This window comes from Aquitalea pelogenes (genome assembly GCF_001515305.1).
GTDB lineage: Bacteria > Pseudomonadota > Gammaproteobacteria > Burkholderiales > Chromobacteriaceae > Aquitalea > Aquitalea pelogenes.
The window spans coordinates 1-4,411 of sequence record NZ_LNQV01000091.1 but is presented as its reverse complement, the minus strand read 5'-3'; the positions used below and the strand labels follow the sequence as shown (position 1 = coordinate 4,411).

9 protein-coding genes and 1 pseudogene are annotated in these 4,411 nt (G+C 62.5%); all 10 read left to right on the top strand.

What is annotated here, in order from left to right:
• A partial coding sequence (locus AWT75_RS20165; protein ID WP_239689685.1) for a hypothetical protein occupies positions 1–390 on the top strand: 390 nt, incomplete at its 5' end.
• Positions 391–407: 17 nt separating this feature from the next.
• A complete protein-coding gene (locus AWT75_RS20160) occupies positions 408–788 on the top strand; it encodes a helix-turn-helix domain-containing protein (protein ID WP_204377133.1) in 381 nt (126 codons plus the stop codon).
• Complete coding sequence (locus tag AWT75_RS20155; RefSeq protein WP_062791524.1) at positions 785–1,393, top strand: DUF3164 family protein; 609 nt, start codon at positions 785–787, stop codon at positions 1,391–1,393. The genes AWT75_RS20160 and AWT75_RS20155 overlap by 4 nt, the downstream gene beginning before the upstream one ends.
• Before the next feature lie 25 nt (positions 1,394–1,418).
• Positions 1,419–1,691, top strand: a complete 273-nt coding sequence (locus AWT75_RS20150; protein WP_062791522.1) for an HU family DNA-binding protein — start codon at positions 1,419–1,421, stop codon at positions 1,689–1,691.
• Between the two features lie 80 nt (positions 1,692–1,771).
• A complete protein-coding gene (locus AWT75_RS20145; RefSeq protein ID WP_062791520.1) occupies positions 1,772–2,191 on the top strand; it encodes a gp16 family protein in 420 nt (139 codons plus the stop codon).
• Positions 2,188–2,622, top strand: a complete 435-nt coding sequence (locus AWT75_RS20140; RefSeq protein ID WP_062791518.1) for a Mor transcription activator family protein — start codon at positions 2,188–2,190, stop codon at positions 2,620–2,622. Before AWT75_RS20145 ends, AWT75_RS20140 begins: the two co-directional genes overlap by 4 nt.
• A 48-nt stretch (positions 2,623–2,670) precedes the next feature.
• Positions 2,671–3,216: a hypothetical protein gene (locus AWT75_RS20135; protein WP_153013411.1), complete on the top strand. Its 546-nt coding sequence runs from the start codon at positions 2,671–2,673 to the stop codon at positions 3,214–3,216.
• Positions 3,217–3,472: 256 nt separating this feature from the next.
• Positions 3,473–3,688: pseudogene (locus tag AWT75_RS23910) on the top strand (antA/AntB antirepressor family protein); the annotation flags it as partial.
• A gap of 22 nt (positions 3,689–3,710) precedes the next feature.
• Positions 3,711–4,115: an antA/AntB antirepressor family protein gene (locus AWT75_RS20130; RefSeq protein WP_062791514.1), complete on the top strand. Its 405-nt coding sequence runs from the start codon at positions 3,711–3,713 to the stop codon at positions 4,113–4,115.
• The gene (locus AWT75_RS20125) at positions 4,112–4,315 is read left to right on the top strand and encodes a hypothetical protein (protein ID WP_062791512.1); all 204 of its coding nucleotides are present in this window, start codon (positions 4,112–4,114) and stop codon (positions 4,313–4,315) included. Before AWT75_RS20130 ends, AWT75_RS20125 begins: the two co-directional genes overlap by 4 nt.
• Positions 4,316–4,411 lie beyond the last annotated feature (96 nt).

Sequence of the window (4,411 nt, the reverse complement as noted above, 5' to 3'; positions counted from 1 at the left end):
ACCCCGGCAAGCTCGCCCACTGGCGTGCCTGCCAGCACTGCCCGCAACGCCCACAAGGAGAAGGAGAACGCCATGACGCCAACCATCCTGCCTGACCCCGCCGTGCCGCCCCATGTACAGGACAACGCCAGCATGCTGCTGGCGGCGCTGCGCATTGCCCAGGCTGTGCGCCAGCTCACCGAACGCGGCCTGTCAGTAGTCAGCGCCAGCCTGCAACACACCGAGCGCCCCACCATCCGCATCCGCACCAGCCCGCGCTGCCAAGGGCTGATCGCCAGCGGCGACGCCGTCTATTACAGCTTTGGCCACGACACCTATTTCGGCCACTACCGCCAGGGCCAGTTCCAGCTGGAAGGCTGCCGCATCGTCTGGACCGAATTCGGCCACTAAACCCTCAGGAGACCACCATGCACGACACCCCCGTCAAGCAAGACTACCGCAGCCTGCGCCGCCAGACCGGGCTGAACCAGCAACAGTTCTGGAGCCGGGTTTTCGTCACCCAGTCCGGCGGCAGCCGCTACGAAAACGAGCGCAGCGTCCCCGCCCCGGTGGCCGAACTGGTGCGCCTGCACCACCAACTGGGCATCGACACCAGCAAGATCACCCCCGCCAATGCCGACCTGGTGCGTAGCCTGCTATCCGGCGACATCGACAGCGCCATGCTGGAAGCCACCGCCCAGCGCTGCCGGCTGGTGATGGCCGCCCTGGGCAACGGGGCCAGCGAACTGCTCACCCTCAGCGGCCACATCACCCGTGTACTGGGTACCCATACGGAGGCCCGGCCATGAGCACCCCGCAAGACTACAAACAGGACGCCCGCGGCCGGCTGGTGCCGCTGGAACACATCAAGCCCATCGACCTAGCACGGGACGAGCTGGTCAACGACATCGTCAACCGCGCCCGCCAGCTCAACCGCAGCCTGGCGGACTTCAAAACCGCCGTGTTTGCCGACATCAACGCCTTTGTCGAACTTTCCGGCGAACGCTACGGCGCGAAGCTGGGCGGCTCCAAAGGCAATGTAACGCTGCTCAGCTTTGATGGCCGCTACAAGCTGCTGCGTGCCATCCAGGACACGCTGGCTTTCGACGAAGGCCTGCAAGCCGCCAAAAGCCTGATCGACGAATGCCTGCATGAATGGACGGAAGACGCCCGCAGCGAAATCCGCGCCATCGTCGGCGACGCCTTCAATGTCGACAAGGCCGGCAACATCAGCACCGGCCGCATCCTCGGCCTGCGCCGTCTCGACATCCAGGACGAGAAATGGCAACGCGCCATGCAGGCGCTGTCCGACTCGGTGCGGGTGCAATGCTCCAAAAGCTACATCCGCATTTATGAACGCATCGGCGACAGCGACCAGTACCAGGCGCTACCGCTGGACATCGCAGCCGTTTGACCCACACACCACCAAGGAGAAACCCATGAACAAGCAACAACTCATCACCGCCCTGTCCGACAAGGCCGGCCTCAGCAAGGCCGACGCCCTGCGCCTGGTCGACGCACTGGAACAGACCATCCGCGAGCAAGCGCAGCAAGGCAATGAAGTCGCCTTCGCCAGCATCGGCCGCTTCAAGGTACGCACCAGCGCCGCCCGCACCGGCCGCAACCCCAAAACCGGCGAAAGCCTGGCCATCCCTGCGAAACGCAAGGTGGTGTTCCTGCCGGGCAAGGCCTTGAAAGACAGCCTCAACTAAAGCCCGCTAAAGCCCGGCATCGAGCCGACCGTTAACCCGGCCGGCTCCGTAACGGGTTTTAACGCCATATGGGGGAACCGATGAAAGACACACGCCAGGCGCTGATCGCCAAACTGCACATCGCCCGCCAGCAACTGGCCATGGCAGATGCCGACTACCGCAGCCTGCTGGCGCGCATCGCACCCGGCTGCTCCAGCAGTACCCAGCTGGACCTGCTGCAGTTATTGCAGGTGCTGGCGGAAATGCAGCGCCTGGGTTTTGTCCCCAAGCCCGGCCCACGCCATGGCAAACGGCCACAACCCACGGCAGGCCGCCAGGCGCTGATGGGCAAGATAGAGGCACTACTAGCCGAAGCCCGTCGCCCCTGGCCCTACGCCGACGCCATGGCCAGACGGATGTTCCAGATTGACAAGGTGGATTGGCTAAACGGGCAGCAACTGCACAAACTGACAGCCGCGCTCATGCTTGATGCACGGCGCGCCGGGAGAAAAACGGAATGAAACTGGAACAGGTTCAACACTTGCTACCAGAAATGGCGCAACTCATCGCCAGCCTCATCGGCCTGCCTAGAGCGCTCAAGCTGATCGAAACCTGGGGCGGCACCACTTTCCCCATCAGCAAAAACCAGCGCCGTCAGGGACAAATCCGCTACGAAGCCCTGGCCGAGGTGGTGGGCGTGGACGCTGCAAACATCCTCACCCGCCACTTTGGCGGCGAGGTGCTGGCCATCCCGCGCTGCGCCGCCGCCCTGCGCGCCATGCGCAACCAGCAGATCCGCGACAGCTTCGACACCCTCACCCGCCACCACCCCGCCAGCCATGCGGTGCACCAGCTGGCGCGGCAGTACCAGATCACCGAACGGCAGGTGTGGAGCATATTGAAGACGGCAACTGACCGGACAGCGGGAGACCAACAAGGGCTGTTGTTCTAGGCTGGGAGATTTACCCAAGGAGACCCCATGCGCCCCATCTGGCTGCCCTTGCTGGCCCTGACACTACTCACCGGTTGCAATGACGACAAGCTCAAGACGCTGGAAGCAGAAAACCAGCAAATGAAAGCCCGCTTACGGATACTGGAGACTGAACACCCATCAATAGATGTAGCGAAACTGGAAGCCTTTGGCAAAGATCAGCTGGGCACCTCCATACCGGATGATGACACGCCGGGATTTCAACGGGCGCGCGCCAGCCTCGCCGGGGTGAATGCCGTACGTGGTGCGCTGGAAAAAGTCAGTCCGCTCACCACCAAAGCAGAGATTGAACAGCAACTATTGAATCCCCTGCATGCGCTGCAGGATATGTGGCCCGCTTATATCAGCCCGGCCAATCAGCAAATTGACCCGATGTTCCAATCCTGTCGCGATCTGCCCATTGTGCTGCGTATCGGCATAGAAGCCGGGGCCGTTGGTAATAAAACCGTGTTGAACCTGACGAGCGACCTGGAAAAACATATTCGGTTTGAATGTGCGCTGGCACTGAGTGCGGCAACCATCAAATCCAAGCACAAGCAGGAGGGCAAGCAGTGACCCACGCTTACACACTGCCCGAAAGCCCAGTGTAGAATCAGCAAATCAGCGGCTAGCATGCGTGCAGGAGTGTCGAAACTCTTTCACTACCGGATCACCCCACGCCCGTTAGCCGTGGCTTTTTTGCGCCCCCGCCTTGCCTGCATGGCGGGGGTGGCACGGCTTATGGCCGGGAGGGTGACGGATACAAGACCCGTCAGGGGAAGAAGTCCACCGTGTAGTGACGGTTTCGAACCTCCCGGCCACCATCCTGTTGATGCTGGTCCATCCGTATCGAAACGGAGTCACTACAATGGATCATCTGCAAACCTTTAGCGGCCAGCTGGCCGGCCAACCCTGCCTGCTGGTGAACGCCCGTCAGCTGCACGCCTTCCTACAAGTGGGGCGTGACTTCTCCAACTGGATCAAGCAACGCATTGAAGACTATGGCTTTGAGGCCGGTCTCGACTTTTCGCCCGTTTTGGCGAAAAAGTCCGGCGAAAAGTCTGCTAGCCATGGGCAGACCCAGTCAGGACTACCATCTCAGCCTGGACATGGCCAAGGAACTGGCCATGGTGGAACGCAGCCCGCGTGGCCGCGAAGCGCGCCGCTACTTCATCCAGATGGAACAGACCGCCCTCGCCCTGCAGCGGCAGCAACCCGCCCTGATGCAAGCCCTGCAACAGGCGCTGCTGGAAGCACGGCCACGCTGGGCCCAGCTGCAACGCTACCAGCGCCTGGGCCTGCAACACAGTGAAATGGCACGGCTGTGCAGCATCAGCCCGGACACGGTACGGCAACAACTCAAGCACATGGCCAGCCTGCAACTGGTGGACTACCGGCCACAGCCACGCCTACTGCGTCCCCACCAACAGGAGCTGGCCCTCCCTTTGCCTCCGGCAGACGGAAGCCAGCCATGAGCAAGGTCATCCCGCTGCTCCCGGCATGTGCCACCCCGCCCGGCTTGAACAACGAGCAGGACCCGGATGTGCTGGCCCTGCGTAACCTGCTGGAGCAAGCCCTGCTACCCATCCCCGCCGCACCGGACTGGGCACGCTGCCTGCACCTGCTGGAAGAGATTCACGCCGCCGTGCAAACCCTGCTGACTCGCCAGCGTTAACCTGCTGGAGCAAGCCCTGCTACCCATCCCCGCCGCACCGGACTGGGCACGCTGCCTGCACCTGCTGGAAGAGATTCACGCCGCCGTGCAAACCCT